The 21,142-nt window shown below is 73.7% G+C and carries 17 protein-coding genes; 8 read left to right on the top strand and 9 right to left on the bottom strand.

Features of this window, described 5'->3' with window-relative positions; genetic code table 11:
• The first annotated feature begins 200 nt into the window (after positions 1–200).
• Positions 201–2,825, top strand: coding sequence for an ATP-dependent DNA ligase (locus ACVJ1F_RS12780; RefSeq protein WP_456886649.1), 2,625 nt, complete (start codon positions 201–203; stop codon positions 2,823–2,825).
• Between the two features lie 57 nt (positions 2,826–2,882).
• Positions 2,883–4,316, top strand: coding sequence for an MFS transporter (locus tag ACVJ1F_RS12775; protein WP_456886647.1), 1,434 nt, complete (start codon positions 2,883–2,885; stop codon positions 4,314–4,316).
• A 51-nt stretch (positions 4,317–4,367) separates the two neighbouring features.
• Here ACVJ1F_RS12775 and ACVJ1F_RS12770 read toward each other — a convergent pair whose 3' ends face one another.
• On the bottom strand, positions 4,368–4,976 hold the full coding sequence (locus ACVJ1F_RS12770; RefSeq protein ID WP_456886645.1) for a MerR family transcriptional regulator: 609 nt from the start codon (positions 4,974–4,976) through the stop codon (positions 4,368–4,370).
• A gap of 73 nt (positions 4,977–5,049) precedes the next feature.
• Here ACVJ1F_RS12770 and ACVJ1F_RS12765 point away from each other — a divergent pair, with 73 nt between their 5' ends.
• The 3 genes from ACVJ1F_RS12765 (at position 5,050) to ACVJ1F_RS12755 (ending at position 11,547) form a co-directional block, all read left to right on the top strand.
• On the top strand, positions 5,050–5,547 hold the full coding sequence (locus tag ACVJ1F_RS12765; protein ID WP_173152438.1) for a DUF4188 domain-containing protein: 498 nt from the start codon (positions 5,050–5,052) through the stop codon (positions 5,545–5,547).
• A 241-nt stretch (positions 5,548–5,788) separates the two neighbouring features.
• Positions 5,789–10,864, top strand: coding sequence for a glycoside hydrolase family 3 N-terminal domain-containing protein (locus ACVJ1F_RS12760; protein WP_456886643.1), 5,076 nt, complete (start codon positions 5,789–5,791; stop codon positions 10,862–10,864).
• A 143-nt stretch (positions 10,865–11,007) separates the two neighbouring features.
• Positions 11,008–11,547: a GNAT family N-acetyltransferase gene (locus ACVJ1F_RS12755; protein ID WP_456886641.1), complete on the top strand. Its 540-nt coding sequence runs from the start codon at positions 11,008–11,010 to the stop codon at positions 11,545–11,547.
• 79 nt (positions 11,548–11,626) lie between these two features.
• Here the strand turns inward: ACVJ1F_RS12755 and ACVJ1F_RS12750 are convergent, their stop codons facing one another.
• The 3 genes from ACVJ1F_RS12750 to ACVJ1F_RS12740 form a co-directional block, all read right to left on the bottom strand.
• On the bottom strand, positions 11,627–12,787 hold the full coding sequence (locus ACVJ1F_RS12750) for a zinc-binding dehydrogenase (RefSeq protein ID WP_456886639.1): 1,161 nt from the start codon (positions 12,785–12,787) through the stop codon (positions 11,627–11,629).
• Positions 12,788–13,041: 254 nt separating this feature from the next.
• On the bottom strand, positions 13,042–13,635 hold the full coding sequence (locus tag ACVJ1F_RS12745; protein ID WP_456886637.1) for a gluconokinase, GntK/IdnK-type: 594 nt from the start codon (positions 13,633–13,635) through the stop codon (positions 13,042–13,044).
• Positions 13,635–15,026: a GntP family permease gene (locus tag ACVJ1F_RS12740; RefSeq protein WP_123571828.1), complete on the bottom strand. Its 1,392-nt coding sequence runs from the start codon at positions 15,024–15,026 to the stop codon at positions 13,635–13,637. Before ACVJ1F_RS12740 ends, ACVJ1F_RS12745 begins: the two co-directional genes overlap by 1 nt.
• A gap of 212 nt (positions 15,027–15,238) precedes the next feature.
• Between ACVJ1F_RS12740 and ACVJ1F_RS12735 the strand changes: the two genes are divergently transcribed.
• Both ACVJ1F_RS12735 and ACVJ1F_RS12730 read left to right on the top strand, forming a co-directional pair.
• Complete coding sequence (locus ACVJ1F_RS12735) at positions 15,239–15,973, top strand: FadR/GntR family transcriptional regulator (RefSeq protein WP_162234613.1); 735 nt, start codon at positions 15,239–15,241, stop codon at positions 15,971–15,973.
• A 176-nt stretch (positions 15,974–16,149) separates the two neighbouring features.
• Positions 16,150–16,461, top strand: a complete 312-nt coding sequence (locus ACVJ1F_RS12730; protein WP_456886634.1) for a hypothetical protein — start codon at positions 16,150–16,152, stop codon at positions 16,459–16,461.
• Between the two features lie 21 nt (positions 16,462–16,482).
• Here the strand turns inward: ACVJ1F_RS12730 and ACVJ1F_RS12725 are convergent, their stop codons facing one another.
• From ACVJ1F_RS12725 to ACVJ1F_RS12715, 3 genes are all read right to left on the bottom strand, one after another.
• The gene (locus tag ACVJ1F_RS12725) at positions 16,483–16,932 is read right to left on the bottom strand and encodes a MarR family winged helix-turn-helix transcriptional regulator (RefSeq protein WP_056048272.1); all 450 of its coding nucleotides are present in this window, start codon (positions 16,930–16,932) and stop codon (positions 16,483–16,485) included.
• Positions 16,929–17,168, bottom strand: a complete 240-nt coding sequence (locus ACVJ1F_RS12720) for a hypothetical protein (protein WP_123520256.1) — start codon at positions 17,166–17,168, stop codon at positions 16,929–16,931. Before ACVJ1F_RS12720 ends, ACVJ1F_RS12725 begins: the two co-directional genes overlap by 4 nt.
• Positions 17,169–17,296: 128 nt before the next feature.
• Entirely contained in the window at positions 17,297–18,013 is a 717-nt protein-coding gene (locus ACVJ1F_RS12715; RefSeq protein WP_254065153.1) for a general stress protein, read from the bottom strand.
• Between the two features lie 142 nt (positions 18,014–18,155).
• Here ACVJ1F_RS12715 and ACVJ1F_RS12710 point away from each other — a divergent pair, with 142 nt between their 5' ends.
• Positions 18,156–18,893, top strand: coding sequence for an HAD family hydrolase (locus ACVJ1F_RS12710; RefSeq protein WP_456886631.1), 738 nt, complete (start codon positions 18,156–18,158; stop codon positions 18,891–18,893).
• Between the two features lie 78 nt (positions 18,894–18,971).
• Here the strand turns inward: ACVJ1F_RS12710 and ACVJ1F_RS12705 are convergent, their stop codons facing one another.
• Both ACVJ1F_RS12705 and ACVJ1F_RS12700 read right to left on the bottom strand, forming a co-directional pair.
• Positions 18,972–20,372: an NtaA/DmoA family FMN-dependent monooxygenase gene (locus tag ACVJ1F_RS12705; RefSeq protein WP_123571833.1), complete on the bottom strand. Its 1,401-nt coding sequence runs from the start codon at positions 20,370–20,372 to the stop codon at positions 18,972–18,974.
• Between the two features lie 68 nt (positions 20,373–20,440).
• Complete coding sequence (locus tag ACVJ1F_RS12700; protein ID WP_456886629.1) at positions 20,441–21,040, bottom strand: TetR/AcrR family transcriptional regulator; 600 nt, start codon at positions 21,038–21,040, stop codon at positions 20,441–20,443.
• Positions 21,041–21,142 lie beyond the last annotated feature (102 nt).

The raw sequence follows: 21,142 nt of genomic DNA, 5'->3' as shown, positions 1-21,142 counted from the left end.
GGCGGGGGGGGTGGGCCCCCCCCCCCCCCCGCCGGCCCCCCGCCCCCCCCCCCCCCGGGGCCCCCCCCGGGGGGGGGGGGGGGGGGGGGGCCCCGGGGGGGCCCCCGGGGGGGGGGGGGGGGGGGGGCCCCCCCCGGCCCCCCACGACACGGACCCACAGCCGGGTAGAACGAGAACCACACGACACGAGGAGGCGCGCGATGGCGGGCAAGGGACGCGGCGAGACGGTCGAGGTCGGCGGGCACCGGTTGCAGCTGACGAACCTCGACAAGGTGCTCTACCCGGACGCCGGCACCACCAAGGCCGACGTCCTGGGCTACTACGCCGCCGTCGCGGAGTGGATGCTGCCGCACGTCGAGGGGCGGCCGGCCACCCGCAAGCGCTGGGTGAACGGCGTCGACGGCGAGGTGTTCTTCGAGAAGAACCTGCCCGACTCCGCGCCCGACTGGGTCGCCCGGCACACCCTCGAGCACAAGGACCACGCCAACGTCTACCCGATGGTGAACGACGTCGCGACGCTCACCTGGCTGGCGCAGGTCGCCGCGCTCGAGGTGCACGTGCCGCAGTGGCGGTTCGGCCCGAAGGGGGCGCAGCGCAACCCCGACCGGCTGGTGCTCGACCTCGACCCGGGCGAAGGCGTCGGCCTCGCCGAGTGCGTCGCCGTGGCGCAGCTGCTCAAGCCCATCGTCGAGGGCATGGGCCTCGAGCTGATGCCCGTGACGAGCGGCAGCAAGGGCGTGCACCTCTACGCCCGGCTCGACGGGAGGCAGACCAGTGCCCAGGTCGGCGAGGTCGCCCACGAACTGGCCCGTGCGATGGAGGCCGACCACCCCGACCTCGTCCTCAGCACCATGGGCAAGGCCGACCGTCGGGGCAAGGTGCTACTCGACTGGTCGCAGAACAACGGCAACAAGACGACGGTCGCCCCGTACTCGCTGCGGGGTCGGTCCCGGCCGACCGTGGCGATGCCTCGCACCTGGCGCGAACTCGCGTCGAAGACCCTGGCGCAGCTCGAGTACACCGACGTGCTCTCGCGCCTGAAGCGGCGCGGCGACCCCCTGGCCGACGTCTCGGCGCACGTGCCGGTGCCCTCGGGCGAGCTGGGCGAGGACTTCCGCAACACCGAGGCCCCCGACCACGACCCCTCCGAGAAGGTGCGCGACCGCCTCGAGGTCTACCGCTCGAAGCGCGACGCGTCGAAGACCGCCGAGCCCGTGCCCGCCGAGGCCCCGGCCTCGACCGACGGCACGAGCTTCGTCATCCAGGAGCACCACGCCAGCTCGCTGCACTGGGACTTCCGCCTCGAGCACGACGGCGTGCTGGTCAGCTGGGCGTTGCCGAAGGGCGAGCCCGACGACCCGGGCACGAACCACCTCGCCGTCCAGACCGAGGACCACCCGCTCGAGTACGGCACCTTCGAGGGCACGATCGCCAAGGGCGAGTACGGCGCCGGCGAGGTGACCATCTGGGACTCCGGCGAGTACGAGCTCGAGAAGTGGCGGGAGGGCAAGGAGGTGATCGTCGTGCTGCACGGCGAGCAGCGCGGCACCCGACGCGTCGCGTTGATCCACACCGGCCACGGCGGTGGGCGGGCGGAGTCGAACTGGCTCATCCACCGCATGAAGGACGACGCGGGCGACGTCGGCTCGCACGACGGCGCCTCCGTCGGCAATTCAGGAGGACGACCGCATCGAGCCCGGAAGACGACCGAAGACGCGCAATCCCCTGAGTTGCCGCCGTCCGCGCGGGCGAATCGGCGAGGCGACGCCGGTAAGTCCTCACGCACGGCGCACGCGACCGGCGCCTCCCCCGGAGGGTCGGGCCGCGCCTCCTCGGCTCGCGACGGGAAGCAGGAGTTCCCGGCACCCGACCCGATCGCGCCGATGCTGGCGACGACCGGCGACGCGCACGACGTGTCCGAGGGCGGGTGGGCGTTCGAGATGAAGTGGGACGGCATCCGCGCCGTGGCGGTCGTCCACGACGGCGCGGTCACGCTGACCAGCCGCAACGGCAACGACCTCACCCCGGCCTACCCCGAGCTGCAGGTGCTGGCGGAGCGGGTCGACGGCGAAGGAGGCGCGGTGCTCGACGGCGAGATCGTGGCCGTCGACGAGAAGGGTCGCCCCGACTTCGGCCTGCTCCAGACGCGCATGGGGTTGACGCGGTCGCGCGACGTGGCGCGAGCCGCCGCGGGCGCGCCGGTGAAGCTGCTGCTGTTCGACGTCATGCGGGCCGAGGGGCGCTCGCTCGTGAAGGACGAGTACGACGACCGGCGTGAGGTGCTCGAGCGGATCGTCGAGAGCGGCGGGGCCGTCGACGTGCCCCCGGCGTTCGACGGGGACCTGGAGGCGGCGGTCGCCACCTCGAAGCGCCTGCGCCTCGAGGGCGTGGTCGCCAAGCGGCGCGACGCGACCTACAGCGCCGGTCGACGGTCCCGCGCCTGGATCAAGATGAAGCACCACCAGACGCAGGAGGTCGTGATCGCGGGCTGGCGCCCCGGTGCCGGCCGGAGGGCCGACGGCGTCGGCTCGCTCCTGATGGGCGTCCCGGGCGAGGACGGGCTGCACTACGTCGGCCGGGTCGGCACGGGGTTCACCGACCGCGAGCTCGACGAGCTGTTGCCGGCGTTGCGCGCGGCCGAGCGGAAGACCAGCCCCTTGGTGGGCGTGCCCGCCGTGGACGCACGCGGTGCCCACTGGGTCACCCCGTCGCGGGTGGGCGAGGTGTCGATCGCCGAGTGGACCTCGACCGGGCGGCTGCGGCAGCCGAGCTGGCGCGGGTGGCGGCCCGACAAGTCGCCGGACGACGTCGTCCGCGAGGGCTGAGGCCGGGCCGTCGGACGGCGGGGCATCGATCGGCGCCCGTCGGGTGTTGAGTGCAGCATGAGCACACCTCCCCCCGCCCCGAGCGACGCCGCGACCCTGCGCGGCAGGCGGGTCGTCCTCGTGGTCGCCGTGCTGGCCTCGTTCGTGGCGTTCCTCGACGGCTCGATCGTCACCGTGGCGCTGCCCGCGATCGCCCGCGAACTCGGCACCGGCACGGGAGGCGGCGCGACGGCCGACGACGGCGCGGGCCTCGCCCTGCAGCAGTGGGTCGTCGACGCCTACCTGCTGACGCTCGGATCGCTCATGCTCGTGGCCGGCTCGCTCAGCGACACGTTCGGCCGGGTGCGGGTGCTGCGCGCGGGCCTGATCGGCTTCGCCGTGACGAGCGTGCTCGCCGCCCTCGCCCCCGACCCGGGCCTGCTGATCGCCGCCCGGGCCCTGCAGGGCGTGACCGCGGCCCTCCTCGTGCCGAGCAGCCTCGCCCTCATCACCTCGACCTTCAGCGGCCCCGCGCAGGGCAAGGCCATCGGCAGCTGGACGGCCTGGACCGGCGTCGCGTTCCTGATCGGCCCGCTGACCGGGGGCGCGCTCGTCGACACGCTCGGCTGGCGCTGGGTGTTCGCCGTCGTCGTCGTGCCGGTCGTCCTCACCCTCGTGTTGATGACCCGGTTGCCCGGCGACGCCCACCGGGGGCGCGACGGTGCTCCCCCGCGGGTCGACGTCGTGGGCGCCGTGCTGGCCGCGGTGGGCCTCGCCGGACCGGTCTTCGCGCTCATCGAGGGGCAGCGCGTCGGGTTCGGCACCTGGTTCGTCGTCACGCCGCTCGTGGTCGGCCTCGCCGCGCTCGCCGCCTTCGTCTGGTGGGAGCGCCGCTCACCCGCTCCGATGATGCCGCTGACGCTGTTCCGGACCCGCACCTTCACCGTCGGCAACCTGGCCACCGTCGGCATCTACGCGGCCCTCAGCCTCGGCACCCTGACCATCCCCCTGGTGGTGCAAGAACTGGCGGGTCTGACGGCGACCCTGGCCGGGCTCGTCACCCTGCCGACGACGATCGTGTCGCTGCTGTTCTCGACCCTGTTCGGCACGCTCGCCGCCACCCACGGCCCGCGCCCGTTCATGACGGTCGGGCCGCTGATCACGGCGAGCGGCTTCCTCTGGATGCTGCTGGTCGCCGATCCGATCGACGTCTGGTGGCAGGTCGTGCCCGGCGTGGTCCTGTTCGGCTTCGGCCTGTCGGTGACCGTGGCTCCGCTCACCTCGACGGTGCTGTCGCAGATCCCGGCCGGCCAGTCGGGCATCGCCTCCGCCGTCAACAACGCCATCTCGCGCGTGGCCGGGCTCGTCGCGGTCGCGTTCCTCGGAGTCATAGCCGGAGGCGCGCTCACGGTGGGTGGGTTCCATCGCGTCGTGATCGTGGTCGCCGTGCTGCTCGGGGTGAGCGCCCTGGTGTCGTTCGTCGGTCTGCGCGACCGCATCCGCGCCTCCTGAGGGCGCCGGCGCGAGGCGACCAGCCGCACGCGACCAGCAGGAGGCGCGGCGTCAGGGCCCGAAGCGGCGCCAGGACGCGTCCTGCTGGGCCAGGCGGCGCAGGGCGAGCAGGAGCGGCTCGACCAACACGGTGCCGAGCACGACGTACTGCACCGCGGCGTCCACCGAATCGACCGGGATGCCCGCGATCTCGGCCTCGGCGACCTCGGCCATCGACCGCGCGTAGCCGTCGAGCGTCCCGTCGGGCAGCTCGAACCCCGCGGCCTCGAGTCCGTCGACCGCGACCTCGAGGGCGGCGAGCACGTCGGCCGACCCCGGGTCGATCGTCCACCCCCACCCGGCCACGAGCGCTTCGGCCCGCGTCAGGTCGACGCCCTCGGGGGCCGTCGTCGTGACGGCCGACTGGGCGACGCCGAGCACCTCGGCGACCGTCTCGTGCTCACCGTCGAGCTGCCCGAGGACGGCGCGCGCGCCGGCGACGCTGAGCCCGCCCGCGCCGAGCAACGCCCGGACGAGCCGCAGCCGGCGCACGTGGTCGTCGCCGTACCGGGCCTGCGTGGCGCTGGTGCGCTCGCCCTCGGGCAGCAGCCCCTCGCGCAGGTAGTACTTGATCGTGGCGACCGGCACCCCGGTCGTCTCGGCGAGCTGGGAGATGCGCACGGACTGCCCCTTGACATTGGATAGCGCGACTCTCCAATATTGGAGAGCGCCACTATCCATCTAAGGAGACATCATGTCGAGAGTCAACCCGGGCCGCACCACGCACGAGCACGACGGCGAACTCGTCGTCTTCCTGATCGGCATGACCGTCAACCGCTGGTGGCGGCCCGACCAGTGGGGGCCGGTGTTCGCGGCGATGGGACCGATGCTCACCGAGTTGTTCCGTGATCCCGAGAGCGGGCTCGCGGGCATGAGGCTGACGCTCGGACGCGGCGGGCCGGTGCTCGTGCAGTACTGGACCTCGCTCGAGAAGCTCTACGCCTATGCCAGCTCGCCGCAGCAGGCGCACCGGCCGGCCTGGACGGCGTTCAACCGTCGGGCACGCAAGGCCCCGGGGGCCGTCGGCATCTGGCACGAGACCTTCGTGGTCGAGCGCGCCGAGAGCATGTACGTCGGCATGGCACCGTCGGGGCTGGCCCGGGCGACCAGGTCGGTGCCGGTCGGTCCGCGCAGCGACACCGCGCGGGCCCGGGCCGCAAGCGGCCGGACCCCCGGCGCCGCGTCGGCCTGACGCCGCGTGCCGCCCCGCCGCGCCGCGTCCGTCACCGCACCGCGTGTCGTGCACCGCACCCGGTCGAGACGAGGTGCCGTGCACGGGACGCGGTGCGCTGTCGGCCGGTCGCGTCAAGCCCCCACGGGCCCCATTGCCCTCGAGTCGCCTGTGACCCTACGATGAGCCAGACGTGAGCCGCCCTCGTTCGGGGGTGGCTCCAGCTCTGTCGTGAGACAGCCGTGATTACAAAGGAGTAATCGTGTCCGCTGCCCCTGCCCGCTCCTCCTCGACCCCTCGGTCGCGAGCCCCGCGCCGTCCGCGCCGCGGTCTCGCGCTCGCCGCCGGGACCGCCGCCGCGGCCCTGCTGCTCAGCGGCCTGCCCGCGATCGCCGCGCAGGCCGCACCGGTCGACCTCGCCCGCTTCGGCACGGTGACCGCTTCGGCGAGCCAGGCCGACGGCGACGGCACGTTCCCCGCCGAGGCCCTGATCGACGGCGATCCGGCGACCCGCTGGGCGAGCGGCAACGGGCCCGACGAGGACGTCGAGTTCACCGCGTCGGTGATCGTCGACCTCGGCGGCACCGCCCGCGTCGACGCGATCGGCCTCGACTGGGAGGCCTCGTACGCGACCGACTACACGGTCGACGTCACGTCGGGCGACCCGACCCTGCCCGCGAGCTGGACCACAGCGCAGACCGTCGCGAGCGACGGCGGCCGCGACGACGTGACCCTGTCGACGCCCACCGAGGCCCGGTACGTGCGCGTCAGCATGCTGCACCGCTCGGCCGCGACCTGGGACCCGGCGCGCCCCCACTTCTACGGCTACTCGGCCTTCGGCCTGCAGGTCTTCGGTGAGGCCGAGACGCGCTCGGTCACGTTCGACCGGTCGACCGCGACCGTCGCGGCCGGCCAGACCCTGACCGCGGGCCTCAGCCTGACCGGTCCGAGCGACGAGCCGGTCACCGTCCGGGTGCGCTCCACCGGCGGCACGGCGACGGCGGGCACGGACTACACGGCGCTCGACGAGACCGTCACGTTCGCGCCCGGCGAGACCAGCGCCTCCGTGGACCTCGTCACGACCTCGACGGGCGCCCTCACGCCCCGCAGGTCGATCGAGCTGACCGCGTCCGAGCCGAGCGACCCGACGGTCGTCGGCACGCGGGCCACGCTCACCGTCGCGCTCACCCCGACGGGCACCCTGCCGAACGTCGGCGCGACCACGGTGCTCGACGACTTCGAGGGCGGCGTGCCGAGCGGCTACTTCGGCTGGGGCCAGAGCCCCGCCGTCACCCCGACCCTCGAGACCGGGGAGGCGCAGCGCGAGGGAGCGACCGGCGTCCAGGCCCTGCGCGTCACCGTCGCCGGCCCGACCACCGCCGAGAGCTGGTTCGGCTTCTCGCACGACGTCCCCGCCACGGACTGGAGCGACCACGACGGCTTCTCGTTCTGGTTCAAGGGCGCCGCCTCGGGCCTGCCCCTGCGCTACGAGCTGAAGAACGGCGACGGCGCCCTCTTCGAGCAGACCGTCGTCGACGACAGCGCGGACTGGAAGCAGGTCAGCGTGCTGTTCGCCGACCTCCGTCAGAAGGGCCAGCCGTCCAGCGACCTGCGCTTCGACCCGTCGGCGTCGACCGGCTTCGCCGTGACCCTGACCGGCCTCGGCGCGGGCACCTGGCAGGTCGACGACGTCGCCCTCTTCGAGCGCGCGACGATGATCGAGGACTTCGAGGGCGACGTCCCGCTCGGCACGACGGACGACCCGCTCGGCTTCTTCACCTGGGGTTCGCCCGCGCCGCTCGAGCCCACCATCAGCCGCGACGTCACCGTGCAGGAGCGCGACGGCCGTGCCGACAACCACGTGCTGAGCGGTACTTCGTCGATCCCGGCCGGCGGCTACGGCGGCCTCAGCCACAACCTCGCCGACAGCCAGGACTGGTCGAGCTACCAGGGCCTGCGCTTCTGGTGGTACGCCTCGCAGGCGAACAACCCGGCCTCCCCGACGGCGGGCGCCGACATCAAGGTCGAACTCAAGGACGGCGACCCGGCCGGCGGCGACACCGCCGAGACCAGCGAGCTGTGGGCGACGACCTTCAAGGACAACTGGGGAAGCAGCACCAGCCGCTGGAAGCTCGTCGAGCTGCCCTTCTCGGCCTTCGCGCCGTCCGGCTACCAGCCGGGTGACGCCGCGACGACGAACGGCACCCTCGACCTGACGAGCGCGTTCGGCTACTCGTTCACCTTCACCCCGGGCACGCCCGCCCCGGTCGGCTACGCCCTCGACGACACGCAGCTCTACGGCACCCCGGCGAGCGCCGCGTCCGTCACGGTCGACCCGTCGCAGGACGTCTACCTGGTGGACGCCGGCGGCTCGGTCGAGGTCCCGCTGACCGTGACGACGGCGGGTGACGAGCCGTTGGCGTCGGACGTGTCGGTCGACTGGTCGACCGCCGACGGCACGGCCGTCGAGGGCACCGACTACGACGCGGCCTCGGGCACCGTGACCTTCGCGGCGGGGACCGCCTCGGGGACGGCGCAACCCGTGACCGTGTCGACCCGCGCCTCCTCGGGGGCCGCCGAGTCGAAGGAGTTCGCGATCGCGCTGGCCTCGACCACGGCGAAGGTCGGTGACGGTCCGCGCGTCGTGATCGGCGCGCACGACCTGCCGTACCTCGACCCGTCGCTGCCGACGGCCGACCGCGTCGCCGACCTGCTCGGCCGCATGACGCTCGACGAGAAGGTGGGCCAGATGGCGCAGGCCGAGCGGCTCGGCCTGTCGTCGCCGCAGGACGTCAGCGGACGCGCGCTCGGCTCGCTGCTGAGCGGTGGCGGCTCGGTGCCCGAGGGCAACACCGCGGTGGCCTGGGCCGACATGGTCGACGCGTACCAGCGCGAGGCGCTGTCGACTCGCCTGCAGATCCCGATGGTCTACGGCGTGGACGCCGTCCACGGCCACAGCAACGTGGTGGGCGCGACGATCTTCCCGCACAACACCGGCCTCGGCGCGACCCGCGACCCGGCCCTCGTCGAGCGGATCGCCGAGGTCACGGCGACCGAGGTGCGCGCGACGGGCGTGCCGTGGACCTTCGCCCCGTGCCTCTGCGTGTCCCGCGACGAGCGGTGGGGCCGCAGCTACGAGTCGTTCGGCGAGGACCCCGACCTGGTTCGCACCTTCGCCGCCCCCTCGGTGATCGGCCTGCAGGGTGAGGACCCGACCGACATCGGCGGCGCCGACGAGGTGCTGGCCACGGCCAAGCACTGGGCCGGAGACGGCGGCACGAGCTACGACGAATCCGTGGCCGGCACGGGTGCGTACCCGATCGACCAGGGCGTCACGCACGCCGACTCGCTCGAGGACTTCACCCGGCTGCACGTCGACCCGTACCTGCCGGCACTCGAGGCGGGCGTGGGCACGATCATGCCGTCGTACTCGGCGGTCGACCTGGGCGACGGACCCGTGCGCATGCACGAGAACGCGGCACTGAACGACGACCTGTTGAAGGGCGACCTGGGGTTCCAGGGCTTCCTGATCAGCGACTGGGAGGGCATCGACAAGCTGCCCGGCGGCAACTACGCCGACAAGGCCGTGCGCTCGGTGAACGCCGGGCTCGACATGGCGATGGCGCCGTACAACTACGGCGCGTTCATCGACGCGATCGTGGCGGCCGTCCGCTCCGGTGACGTGGCCGAGTCGCGGGTCGACGACGCCGTGCGTCGCATCCTCACGCAGAAGTTCGACCTCAACCTGTTCGAGCAGCCGTTCGCCGACCGCACCAACGTCGACGGCGTCGGCTCGGCCGAGAACCGCGCCGTCGCCCGTCAGGCCGCCGGCGAGTCGCAGGTGCTGCTGAAGAACGCCGGAGGCGCGCTGCCGTTGGCCGCGGACGCCGACCTGTACGTGGCCGGCTCCAGCGCGGACGACCTCGGCCGCCAGATGGGCGGCTGGACGATCAGCTGGCAGGGCGGATCAGGCGACACGACGACGGGCACGAGCATCGCCGAGGGCATCCGTGAGGTCGCTCCCGGCGCCTCGGTCACCCTCAGCCCCGACGCCTCGGCACCGATCGGCGCCGGTCAGACCGGTGTCGTCGTGGTCGGCGAGCGTCCGTACGCCGAGGGTCAGGGCGACGTGCCGAACAACGGCTCGAGCCTGTCGCTGACGGCCTCCGACCAGGCGATCGTCGACGAGGTCTGCGCCGCTGCCGCATCGTGCGTGGTGCTCGTGGTCTCGGGCCGACCGCAACTGCTCGGCGACGTCGTGAGCGTCGCGGACGCGGTCGTCGCGTCGTCGCTGCCGGGCTCCGAGGGTGCGGGCGTCGCCGACGTGCTGTTCGGCGACCGACCGTTCACCGGGCGCCTGCCCGTGACCTGGGCGGCCCGCGCCGACCAGGTGCCGATCAACGTGGGCGACGCCGACTACGAGCCGCTCTACCCGTACGGCTGGGGCCTGCGCACCGACGGTGCCCGCGAGCGTCTGGAGGCGCTGGTCGCCTCCCTGCCCGAGGGCGCCTCCCGAGCGGCGGTGCAGGCCGTGCTCGACGCCGACGTGTGGGACGGCGACGGTGCCGTGACGGACGCCGCCGCCGCGCTGCGCCTCCTGCTCGCCGCCGTCGCCCCGGTCGGCGGGACAGACCTCGGTGCGATGTCCACGGCGGACGCCCTCGTGTCGGTCGCCCGCGACCTCGCCCAGCAGGCGATGGTGGACGGCACGGCGGGCGACGGGTCGGCGGCCCTGACGGCCGACGCCGAGAACGCACTGCAGCGCGGTCTGCCGGACGTGGCACTGGCCGGCTTCGCGACGGTGCTCGGCATCGACCTCGACGTCGTCGAGCCGACGAAGGTCGTCGTGCCCGGCACGCTCGACCCCGCGACCGCCCGCCCGGGCGACACGGTGTCGATCACGGCGACCGGGTTCGTCGCCGGGGAGGACCTCGCGGGCACCGTGTTCTCGGAGCCGCAGTCGATCGGTGCCACGACGGCCACGGCGGCCGGGGTCGGCGTGCTGCGGTTCGTCGTGCCGGCCGACCTCGAACCCGGGACGCACGTCGTCGAGCTCGAGGGGACGGGACAGATCGCCCGGGCCACCCTGACGGTGCTCGCCGCGGCGGTGCCGGGCGACCCGGGGACGCCGGGTGGCGGGACACCGGGCACGGGCACGCCGGGTGGCGGCGGGTCGGGCACGGGCACGGGCTCGGGCTCGGGCGGCACCGTCGTGGCGTCGCCGGTCGGGCTCGCCTGGACCGGCTCGGGCGAGTGGATCGGCATCGCCCTCGCGGCGTTCCTGATCGTGGCGCTCGGGGTCGCCCTGCGGCTGCGTCGGCCTCGCGACCGCGGCTGACGCGCCCCCGCCGCACCGCGCCTCCCCCACGAACCCCGTCTCGAACGATGCACCCCGCTTCTTCTGGGTGCATCGTTCGGAACGGGGTTCGTCGTCGCGTCGGCGCTGCGTCACCTGAGCGCAGCCGCTGCTAGCGTCACGGGGTGCTCACCACCGACCGCCTGCTGCTGCGCCGCTGGCACGGGTCCGACCGTGCGCCGTTCGCGGCCCTGAATGCCGACCCCGAGGTGATGAGGTACTTCCCCTCGACCCGCACGCGTGCCGAGAGCGACGCCCTGGTCGACCGGCTCGACGCCGCGATCGAGGCGGACGGCTTCGGGCTGTGGGCCGTCGAGCGTCGCGACTCGGGTGCGTTCGTCGGCTTCGTCGGGCTGTCTCGTCCCTCGTTCGACCCCGCGCTCGTGGGACAGGTCGAGATCGGGTGGCGACTCGCCCGTGAGGCCTGGGGTCAGGGCGTCGCCACCGAGGCCGCCCGGGAGGTCGTCCGGTTCGCGTTCGACCCGGCCGGCGCCGACCTGCCCGCCCTGGTCAGCTTCACGGCGGCGACCAACGAACCGTCCCGCCGCGTGATGCGCCGCCTCGGCATGACGCACGACCCCGCCGACGACTTCGAGCACCCCGCGCTCCCGCCGGGCCACGCACTCCGACCGCACGTGCTGTACCGCCTGAGCCGCGCCTCCTGACACCACCGGCGACGCCGCTCCGGGCGACGGACCGTCGAGGCAGGGGGTACGCGAGACGCGACGGGCCCCACCCGGTGGCCTACCCGGGCTCGACCCCGACCAGGCGGTCGTCCGCGTCCGCCGCGGCGAGCACCGCGCCCACCTCCGCCAGCGGGATCGTCCCGCCCACGAGCGACCCCAGCGGCCACCGCCGCCACGCCTCGGTCGCCCACGCCACGGACGAGTCGAGCCGCTCCGGCTCCGCGTCGCGCACGCCCCCGACCGTGACGAGCCCCTCGACCAGCCGGGCACCGCTCACGCCGACCTCCCCGCCACGCGCTGCCGCCCCCGCCAGCACCACGACTCCCCCGACGGCCACCCGCTCGACCAGGGCCGACGCCGCCGCGACCCCGTCGAAGGCGAGCCCCACCGTGCGGTGACGCCCCGACCGGTCGACCGACGCGAGCACGCGAGACAGGGCGTGCGGCCCGGTCGCCGCCCCGGGGTCGGACACGGCGACGGCGCCGAACGCGCGCGACCGCTCGCGCCGCGCCTCCTCGGGGTCGACGACCACGACGCGCGCCCCGGCGTCCGTGGCCATGGCCGTCGCGACCAGTCCGACGGCACCCGCCCCCGACACGACGACGACCTGGCCCGCGAGTGACGGCACCCCCGAGAGTCCGAGCACCGAGGAGGCGCGGTGCAGCACCTCCGCGGCCGTCGCGGTCACGCCCGCCACCGGGGCGAGCACGGCCGCGGGCACGTCGTCGGCGACGACCACCACGGTGGTCCCCCGGCGCAGGTGCACGTGGCTCGCGACCGTGCCGGACAACTGCCAGCTGCGCCGCGTGCGCTCCTCGCCGTACCGCTCCCCCGAGACGCAGGCCGAGGTCAGACCCCGATGACACGGGACGCACCGACCGCACGCCACCGTGCCGGACCAGACGACGCGCATGCCGGGCCGCAGCCGTCGGCCGTCGTGGGCGCGAGCGTGCTCGTCGGCCTCGACGACCTGCCCGACCGCCGAGCCGCCCGGCACCACGGGCAGGCAGGCCGCCCCCCGATCGCCGAGGGAGCGCACCACGTCGAGGCGGACGGCCGTGAGCTCGACGGCGACCAGGGCGTCCCCGCGCGCGAGGCGCACCCCCGGCACGGCGATCTCGCTGAAGCCGTGTCCGCTTCCGACCCCGGTGCCGAGCCAGACCTGTGCCGACGCCGGCGGGTCGAGGCACACGTCGTGGCCGTCGAGCACGGGACGCATCGGGTCGACCCGCGGCCGCCCCGCCTGCGTCGCCCTCGACATCGTCCCCCCACCCCTCGCACGCGGCCTCCGGCGCACGCCACGACCCTAGGCAGGGCGGGTGGCGGTCCGGCGAACCGCGGGCGTCCACCCGGTGAACGCGCCGCACCGTCGAGTGGGCGGGAGATGCCGTCGCCCACCCCGTGACCAGCATCTCCTGCCCACTCGGGCCCGGGTCACGAGCACCGACAGGAGCGACGGAGGCGCGGCCCGGGTCAGGCGACCGGCGTCAGCCCCAGCGCCCGGATCACGTCGTCGGCCTCGTCCTCGGGCGACCGGCCGGCGTCGACCACGACGTGCCGCTCGTCGGCCTCGGGCGGTTCGAGCGTCGCGACCTGCGAGTCGAGCAGGGCGGTCGGCATGAAGTGGCCCTCACGGGCGGCCATGCGGTCGCCGAGCAGGTCGCGGCTGCCGCGCAGGTAGACGAAGACGACGTTGTGCTCGCGCAGCACGTCGCGGTACTTCCGTTTCAGCGCCGAACAGGTGATCACGCCGGGCACACCCGCCAGGGCGTGTTCGACGATCCAGGACGAGACCGTGTCGAGCCAGGGTGCCCGGTCGTCGTCGTCGAGCGGGGTGCCGGCCGCCATCTTCTCGACGTTCTCGTCGGGATGCAGGTCGTCGCCCTCGTACGAGTCCCAGCCGAGCCGCTCGGCGAGCAGGGCCGCGACGGTCGACTTGCCCGAACCCGACACGCCCATGACGACGAGCACGGGGTCGGCGGCGTACGGACCGCCCGCCGGCACCGCGCCTCCCGCATCCGGCGCGGGAGCCGAGGAGGCGCGGTCCGCGTTCTCGAGGACGGTCATCAGATGAACACGCTCGCGAGCATGACCCCGGCGAGGGCCGTGAGGCTGAGGACGCACTCCATCAGGCTCCAGGTCCTGAAGTTCTGGCCGACCGTGGTGCCGAGGTACTCCTTGATCAGCCAGAAGCCGGCGTCGTTCACGTGCGACAGGAAGACCGAGCCCGCACCGATGGCGAGCACCAGCAACGACGCCTCGGGGGTCGACATGTCGGCGGCGAGCGGGGCCATGATGCCGGCGGCCGTGACCGTGGCGACGGTGGCCGACCCGGTGGCGACGCGGACGAGCGCCGCGACCACCCAGGCGACGAGCAGGACGCTCACGCCCGACTCCGACACCGCGTCACCGATCACGGTCCCGATGCCCGTGTCGATCAGGACCTGCTTGAACCCGCCACCGGCGCCGACGATGAGCAGGATGCCGGCGACGTCGGGCAGCGACGAACCGAGCGTCTTCGACACGGCGGCCTTGTCCATGCCCCCGGCGCGGGCGTAGAAGACCATCGCGTAGAGCACGGCGACGGTCAACGCGACCATCGGCGTCCCGAGGAACTCGAGCAGGTCGACCCAGGTGCCGGTCGCCGTGGGCAGCGCCGCCTCGCGGATCGAGCGCGCGAGCATGAGCACGACGGGCAACAGGATGCCGATCAGGGCGTTGACGAAGCTCGGGCGCCTGCGGGCCGAGCCCTCGCCGCCGTCCTCTTCCTTCGAGACGAAGAGGTCGGGGACCGGCACGGGCGCCCACTTCGCGGCGAGCGTCGAGAACAGCGGGCCGGCGACGATCACGGTGGGGATCGCGACGAGCACGCCGAGGCCGAGCGTCAGGCCGAGGTCGGCGCCCACGGTCGAGACGGCGAGCAGCGGGCCGGGGTGCGGGGGCACGAGGGCGTGCATCGCCGAGAGGCCGGCGAGCGCCGGGATCGCGATGCGCATGAGCGGCAGGCCCGACCGGCGGGCGACGAGCACGATCACGGGGATCAGCAGCACGAGGCCGACCTCGAAGAACATCGGCAGGCCGATCAGCGCACCGATCAGGGCCATCACCCAGGGCAGCGCCTTCTGCGACGAGCGCGAGATGAGGGTGTCGACGATGCGGTCCGCTCCGCCCGAGTCGCTGAGCAGCTTGCCGAACATCGCGCCGAGCCCGATCAGGATGCCGACGCTCGTCATGGTCGATCCGAAGCCCGTGCCGAAGCTCGTGACGGCGTCGCCCGGGGCGAGGCCGGCGCCGATGCCGACCCCGACGGCGCCGAGCAGCAGCGCCAGGAAGGGGTGGACCTTGAGCCAGGTGATGAGGCCGACGATCACGACGATGCCCACGAGGGCCGCGATGATCAACTGCGCGTCGGTGCCCGAGGGCGTGGGGGCGGCCGTGGCCGCTGCGAGGAGGTGCATTCCGTCGCGTCCTTCCGAGGACGCTTCACTGCGACCTCTTCGTCGTGGGCCGGAGCCCGGGGGGTTGTCGTCCGTCGCCGCCGGACGGATGTCTGGCAGTCTTGTCCCACGAACGAATCTGATTAGTGTGAATAATCAGACTTATGGAGTGTGCCACAGTCGGCACCACCCCGCCACCTGCCTGCCCACCCCCCTCGATCAAGGAGTCGTCGATGACCCCCGGCCTCGCAGCATCACGAGAACGCGGCCTGCACGCCCGGGTGGTCGACGTCCTCGGAAGCGAGATCGTCGACGGTCGACTGGCCGTGGGCTCCATCCTGAACCTCGACGACCTGGCCGTCCGCTTCACGGTGTCCCGCTCGGTGCTGCGTGAGGCTCTCCGCGTGCTGCAGTCGCTCGGCATGGTCGAGCCGCGTCAGCGCATCGGCACGCAGGTGCTCCCCCGCACCTCGTGGGACCTCATGAACCCGCAGATCATCCTCTGGCGCGGTCGCAGTCCCGAGTACTTCGTCCAGATGCGCGAACTGCTCGAGCTGCGGCTCGGCCTCGAGCCGGTCGCGGCCCGACTGAGCGCGCTCGCCTTCACCCCCGACCAGGCCTCCGCCGTCGAGGACGCCGCCCGCACGATGGTCGCCGCCGCCGCGTCCGGTGACGGCCGCGCCTACCTCGAGGCCGACGTCGCGTTCCACACCGCCGTGCTGCGCGGCTCGGGCAACGACGTCATCGGCCACTTCGCGTCCACCGTCGAGGCCCTGCTGCGCACCCGGACCGAAGAACGCCGCTTCACCATCACCGAGTACACGCCCGCGGCGGCCGGACTGCACCTCGACCTCGCCCTCGCGATCCGGGCCGGCGACGCCGACGAGGCCTTCTCGCGCTCGTGGCGGCTGATCGACACGACCGTCGACGAGTTCGTGGCCGAGTCGGGCGGCTCCCCCGCCGCCTGATCGGCCCCGCCCGCCCGCCCGCCCGGCCGTGACCGTTGCTCGGCCACAGCCTCCCGCCCGGTCCCGGCCGCGCCATCGGCGCGTACGGCCGACTCACCGAGGAGGCGCGGTGGACGCACAGGCGCCCGTCACGTCCCGTTCACGCACCGGTCGCCCCCGGGGTGGAGCATCGACGCATGATCTCGCTCAGCGCCCTCGTCAAGCCGAAGGACGGAATCCACTCGGTCCGCCTGCTCGAGAAGAGCCTCCGCGACCACTACGAGAACGTCCCCGTCACGGACCACCAGTACCTCGTGCGCTTCGCCGACGGTCCCGCCCTGGTGACCGACGAGCTCGCGGGTCTGCGGGTCGACGTCGTGGTCTCGGACGAGCGGGCCGCGTCGCACTTCCGCGAGGCGCTGGCGAACGAGATCGCGACCCGCGTCCTCGGGCGCACCGTCGACGTCGTGTGGTCGCGCTCGGCGAGCGTCCCCGCGCCGCTGCGCTGAGGCACGGCGGGGCGAGGGGGGTCAGTCCCCCTCGGCGTCGGCGGCCGCGATCAGCTTCGTCATCGTGCGGTGCAGCACGACGAGCTCGTCGGGCGTCACCCCGAGCCGCGCCATCATGCGGGCGGGGATGCTCTCGGCCTCACGCCTCGACGCGGCACCGGCCGGGGTCAGCTCGATCGACAGCGCGCGCTCGTCGTCGGCCCGGCGCGCTCGGGTGAGCATGCCCTGGGCCTCGAGCCGCTTGAGCAGCGGACTGAGCGTGCCCGGGTCGAGCCGCAGCAGACGGCTGAGCTCACGACCCGACAGCGGTGCGTGCTGCCAGAGGGCCAGCATGACGAGGTACTGCGGGTGCGTCAGCCCGAGCGGCTCGAGCACCGGACGGTAGGCCGCCACGACGCCCCGCGAGGCGACCGAGAGCGCGAAGCAGATCTGGCTCTCGAGTTCGAGCGGATCGGCGCCGGCGGCGCTCATGCCCGCGGCGCCGGGCAGTGCACCATGGTGCGGACGCCCGTGCGGTCGACGACGTGCTCGTCCATCGGGGCGCCGCAGAGCGGGCAGGCGCCACCGTGCTGGGGGGCCACCGCCGGCGCCTCGTTCTTCAACCCCAGCTGCGCGCCGCCGATGTAGGGACGCAGTCGGGCGTTCATGCGCTCGACCAGGTCGCCGAACCTGCTGCCGTGGTCGTGGTGCCGCTCGGGTCTCGTCATGATGGTGAGTCTACCAATGATTGGTGCCCCAACGACAGGGTTGCGGCCGGTGGAGACACGACCGCGCCCGCCCCGACGAACAGGGCGGGCGCGGAACGGCGGAACCGAGGAGGCGCGGGTGGCGTCGCTCAGGCGACCTTGCGACCCTGCGCCAGCGTCTGGTGCGCCCGGGCGGCGAGTTCGCCACGGACAAGCACCTCGTACCGGCCGGCTTCCATGGTCCGGACCGACGAGAAGTCGCGACGACCACGCAGCATCTTGTGGCCGACGAAGCCCCACAGCGCTCCCCACAGCGCACCGAGGCCGACGGCGACGAGCAGCACGCCGATCCAGGCACCCGACGGGGCGAAGATGCCGAAGAGCAAGCCGAGCAGCAGGCCGAACCACGCTCCACCACCGGCGCCGCGTCCCGCGGCCTTGCCCGAGGTCAACCGACCCGACACGTTCTCGACGGTCCGGATGTCGTGCCCGACGATCGACACGCTCTCGACGGGGAAGCCCTCGTCCGACAAGAGGTCGACGGCCGACTGGGCGTCCTCGTACTTCGTGAACGAGGCGAGCACCTGGGGGTAGCCCGCACCCGCGAAGGCGCCGATGCCGCCGGGGCCCGGGGTGCCCGTCGTCGGCGTGGCCTGCGGCCCGGGCTGGCCGTAGCCGGGCTGGCCGTACGGCGCACCCGACTGGTCGCCCTGACCCGGCACGGTGCCCGACGGGCCCGGGGCCTGCCCGGCCTGCTGACCCTGGTCGCCTGCCGGCTGCTGTCCGGCGGACTGCGGTGCGTACTCGCCGTACGCGGGGCGGGGGCGGTCGTCGGGGGTGGGCGTGGTGTCCTGCTCGTTGCTCATGCTCCCGTTCTATCGCGCCCTCGTCGACGCGGAGGGAATGCACAGACGGCCCACAGCATTCCTTGGCCCGCTCCCAGTCCCACCGGCCGCACTTCGGTCCCGTCCACGTTCGGGTGTCGGTCACGTGGGGCAGGATCGACGGATGACCACCACCCACGTCCTCGTGCTCGACTTCGACGGGACCGTCTGCCTGGGCGACGGCGCCGTCCTGACCTACGCGCGCCTCCTGGACGAGGCCCTCACGGCGACCGACGAGCGGCATCCACCCCGGCTGGTCGAAGCGGTGCTGGCCCGGTTCGTCGGCAGCCCGCTCGCCGACGAACCCGCCGGGGTCGAGGCCGCCCTGGCCGAGGCCGACGGGTCGCCCGACGGGTACGTCGTCGCCGAGCGGGTCTCACGCGCCCTCGGCGTCGCCGACGCGGCCCGCTCGGCCGCGTACGCCGGGGCCCGGGCGGCCCTCGCGGACGGCCGCCTCGAGATCGAGGCGCCGGACGGGCTCGCCGAACTGCTCGACTCGCTGCCCGACGGCGTGCACGTCGTGCTCGTGACGAACTCCCCCGAGCACGGCGTCGTCCAGCCCCTCGAACGACTGGGCCTCGCCGACCGCGTCGACGAGATCGTCACCGACGCGCGCAAACCGTCCGGGCTGCCCGCCGTGCTCGACCGGCTCCGCGCCGACGCGGGTCTCGCCGGCCGCCCCGACCGTCTGCTCAGCGTGGGCGACATCTGGCCGAACGACCTCGAACCGGCCGCCGCCCAGGGTTCGCCGACCGCGTTGGTCGAGCGGTTCCCCTCCGTGGACGCCCGGCCGACGCATCGCGCGGCGACGCTGCCCGAGCTGTACCCGGCGATCCGCGCCTGGGCGGGACGCGCCTCCTGAGCCGAGCCGCGCCTCCCCGGACCAGCCGCACGCCCTGAGCCGCCCGTGCCGGCGTCGGCGGCGGCGTCCGGGCCGGCGTCAGACCGTCGCCGGCACCACCGCGAAGCGGGCACCCGGGTGGTCGGCCGAGAGGTGTGCGCCGGGACGGCCGAGCATCTGCTCCCGCAGCGTGCCCGTGGCCGGCTCGGCCGGCATCCGGCCGCGGCGACGCAGTTCGGGCACGACGAGGTCGGCGAAGTCGGCCAGGTCGGCCGTGCCGAAGATCGGCTCGATCAGGAATCCGTCGAGGTCGGTCTCGTCGACGAGCCGCTCGAGCTCGTCCGCGACCTCCGCGGGGTCGCCGACCAGCTGGAGCCCCCGGGTGCCCTTGCCTCGCAGGTCGTCGAGGATCTCGCGCACGGTCGGGGCCGGCGAACCGTCCTTCGGCAGGAACCGGTCGATGTTGCTCTGACCCATCTGCCCGACGGGGCCTCCGTCGTCCTGCAGCTGCGTCAGGTCGCGGGACGGGTCGAGCGAGAGCAGGTCGATGCCCGTGTTGCCTGCGTAGAGGACGGCGACGACCTCGTCGGTCTGCAGGTCGTCGAACTCCTTCCGCAGCGCGACGGCCTCGTCGTGGGTCGGGGCCACCGTGACGGTGAGCCCGACCATGATCTTGACCGACTCGGGGTCGCGGCCGAGGGCGGCCGCCTTCGCGCGGATGTCGGCGACGTTCGCGGCCGTCTTCGGCACCGTCGTGCCCTGCACGAAGACGCACTCGGCGTTGCGCGCGGCGTAGGCGCGCCCCCGGTCGGACGTGCCGGCCTGGAACAGGACGGGGGTCCGCTGCGGCGACGGGGCGACCGTGAAGTAGCCGGACGACCGGAAGTGCTCGCCGGCGAACTCGACCCGGTGGATGCGGTCTCGGTCGGCGAGGACGCCCGCCTCGGCGTCACCGCGGAACGCGCCGTCCTCCCAGCAGCCCTCCCAGAGCGTCATCGCGAGGTCGACGTACTCGTCGGCCTGGTCGTAGCGGGCGTCGTGACCGCGCATCTGGTCGTGGCCGAACAGCTCGGCGACGGTGTTCTGCGAGGCGCCCGTGACGATGTTCCAGCCGATGCGGCCGCCCGTCAGGTGGTCGAGCGTGGCGAAGCGGCGGGCCGACTGCACGGGGTGGTCGAGGCCGGTCGACGAGGTGACGACGAAGCCGAGGCGTTCGGTCTCGCGGGCCAGGGTCGGGATCAGCAGGGCCGGGTCCATGCCGGGGAAGTTGATGCCGCCGCGCGCCGCGGTCTCGGGCAGGTCGCCGTCGACCGACGGGTAGCCGAACCCGTCGGCGAAGAACAGGAAGTCGAAGCCGGCCGCGTCGAGCAGCTTCGCCATGCCGATCCACAGGTCGAGCCCGTGGTAGCCGAGCGAGTCGCTGCGCGGGTGGGACCAGCTGAGGGTGCCGCCGACCTGGGGGCCGGCGACTTCGAACACACCGAGACGGATCTGCTTCATGCCGTCAGTGAACCGGATGGTTCACCCAGAGTCCAGCCCCGAAACAAGGTCTTAACACGGGACTCCCCTCAGGCGGGGACGGCGGCGGCGCGGACGCGGGCGACGAGCGCCGCGGTCGCGTCGACGGCCGCGCGGTCGACGGCCGCGCTCGCCCCGGCGCTGAGCAGCGTCGCCTGGAGACCGCGCCAGAGCGCGACCGTCTCGTGCGCGAGCGACTCGGCCCGCGCCTCCTCGACGCCCTCGGCGCGGTACGCGGCCGCCACCTGACCCACCCACTCGGAGCCGATGTCGCCGAGCAGCGAGGCGTAGCGCTCGCGATCGAAGCTCGCGAGGCCGAACACCTCGAAGAACAGGCGGTTGAAGGGCTGGTTGACGGGATCGGACACAGTCCGCCAGACGGCGAGGAGGCGCTGGTCGAGGGGCAGGTCCGGCCCGGCCAGGTGGTCCACGACCCCCACGATGCCCGGGAACCGCCGTTCGGCCCCGTGCAGCGCCGTGACGACCAGTTCTTCGCGGCTGCCGAAGTAGTACAGCAGCATGCGGTTGTTCGAGCCGACCGCCGTCGCGAGGGCGCGCAGGGTGAGCTGGCCGACGCCGTTCTCGAGCACGTGGTCGACGACGCGCTCGAGCAGATCGGCCCTCTTGTCGGACGACTCACGCGTGGCCATGACCCCGAAACTAACGCCTCGCGAGGTCGGCGACGACGGCAACACGACCGAAACGACGATGAAACAGTCCGGGTCTAGCTTTTCGACACCTCACCCGAACGA

Source organism: Frigoribacterium sp. 2355, from assembly GCF_054060695.1.
Note: the sequence above shows the minus strand (reverse complement) of the source record. Positions and strands in the feature narration are given on the sequence as shown.